Source organism: Nocardia testacea NBRC 100365, assembly GCF_000308775.1.
Classification (GTDB): domain Bacteria; phylum Actinomycetota; class Actinomycetes; order Mycobacteriales; family Mycobacteriaceae; genus Nocardia; species Nocardia testacea.
In genome coordinates this window covers 1-1,818 of record NZ_BAGJ01000142.1, presented here as the reverse complement: position 1 = coordinate 1,818, position 1,818 = coordinate 1, and the positions used below count along the sequence as shown (strand labels likewise).

The 1,818-nt window shown below is 74.2% G+C and carries 3 protein-coding genes; all 3 read right to left on the bottom strand.

Going from position 1 to position 1,818, the window contains the following annotated elements; genetic code table 11:
• A partial coding sequence (locus tag ON38_RS19730; RefSeq protein WP_039826363.1) for a WXG100 family type VII secretion target occupies positions 1-712 on the bottom strand: 712 nt, incomplete at its 3' end.
• Between the two features lie 25 nt (positions 713-737).
• Positions 738-1,124, bottom strand: a complete 387-nt coding sequence (locus ON38_RS19725; protein WP_039826362.1) for a hypothetical protein — start codon at positions 1,122-1,124, stop codon at positions 738-740.
• Positions 1,125-1,162: 38 nt separating this feature from the next.
• Positions 1,163-1,816, bottom strand: coding sequence for an alpha/beta hydrolase (locus ON38_RS19720; protein ID WP_039826361.1), 654 nt, complete (start codon positions 1,814-1,816; stop codon positions 1,163-1,165).
• Between the last annotated feature and the right edge of the window lie 2 nt (positions 1,817-1,818).

Here is a 1,818-nt window from a genome sequence, read left to right as displayed (position 1 = left end):
AGATCGGTTCGTCCGGGACCGCACCGCCGGCCGGAGCGGAGCCCGGCTGCCGGTCGGCCACGGGCAGCGCCGCGGGTGCGGACGAAGGCTTTTGTCCCACCGCGGTATCCGGGCCCGGCACCGCGGGCGTGGCCGGGGCGGCCCCGCGGGACACCTCGGCGCCCGACACCGCGTCCGGGAGGTCCGGGAACGCGGGGACCTGGGCGCCGGTCGGGATGAAGGCACCGGTGTAGACGCTGTCCATCACCCGCACCACCTCGGCGCGATCGTCGTCGGCCGTCCGCTGCACGGCGATATTGCCGGTGGCCGCATGGGGGTCCAGCAGCGCCGCCGCGAGATCCGGTTCGGCGCCGGAGGGTTCGGGGACCGCGGCGCGTAGTGTTTCCGCGGCGTCCCCGGCGCGGCCGAGCCGTTGTCCGACGGTGGCGAGCACATCGGCGAGGTGCCGCCCGGCGGCCTCGAAATCGCGGACCGCGGCCGCGGCCAGACCGGCCGCCGGACCGCGCCAGCCGTCGGCGATGGCACCGCGGATCTCGGTATGCGCCTGTGCCACCGCGTCGGTGAGGCCCGTCGCCGCGCCCTGCCAGGCCTGGCCGCCGGTCTGCAGCACCGAGGGGTTCATGGCGGCCACCCCGGCATGGATCTGCCGGTGGGTGAGGTTGTCGAATACTTCCACGGTGGGGGCGTATTCGGGATCGACACGATAATGCACACCGCGCGACCCGGCGCGGGGTAGTTCACGCACCGGAGACCCCCGTCGGCGTGGCGGCGGCCTCGAGCGCCGCCGCGGTGCCGGCATCGGATTCCCGGTACGCCGCCGCGGCGGCCCGGAAGGTGTGCGCGAGCTGCCGGGCGCTGTCGGAGTACCGGCGCAGGGCCGCGATCGCGTCGGTGGCCTTGCCCTCGAATCCGGCGCGCAGTGCCGCACCCGAGTCGAATCCGCCGAAGCCGGGCAGCGATACCACCGCGGACAATGTGTCGATCTGCGCGTCCACCTGGTCGGCGAGTTGTTCGTAGCGCAGTGCGCACTGTTCCGGCGCGCCCTCGGCCACCAGGACGCCGTCGATCCACAGTTGCCCGTCTTCTACGGCGGAATCGAGCGTGCTGATCGCATTCGGCTGCATCGTGTCCCCCTTCCTGCTCCGCTGTCACACAGCGGATTTCACGGTCGTCGCACCGGCCCCGCGACGATCTCCTGCGTCCACTGCACGATATCGGTCGTCACCCGGGCGCGCACGCGCTCATGCAGCAGATCGTGGCCGGCGTCGGCGTATTCACGCAGCTCCACCGCCGCGCGCCGCCGCGCCCACGCCCGGACCGGATCGATCGACGCCCGGCGGTCGTCCACCCCGTGGACGGCCAGGACCGGGGGGAGCCGCGGTTCGGCGGCATCGGCCCGATCGTCGAGGGCGCGCGACGGCGTCCCGCACAACACAAGCCCGGCCGGCAGGCCGGCCGGTATCGCCGGGTTCGCCGCGACGGCGGCATCCAGCGCCGGCGGGGTGGCGCCCAGCGCGGCGAGCGCCGTGATCGCCCCGAGCGAATGTCCCATCAGCGTGAGCGGGAGTGCCGGAGCCTGCGCCCGTACCAGGGCGAAGAGCGCGGCCGCGTCGGCGACGAGTTCGGACAGCACCGGCCGCGCTCCGGGATCGCCCTCGCTGAGCCCCTGACCCGCCGGGTCCAGCGTCCAGACGGAGATATCCGCCGCGTTCAACTGCCGGGCGAACTCGTGGTAGTGGCCGCTGTGCTGGCCGGTACCCGGCAGCAGCACCAGGCCCGTAGCGGCCCGGTCGGCCGGCCGGTGCCGATAGTGCAGGC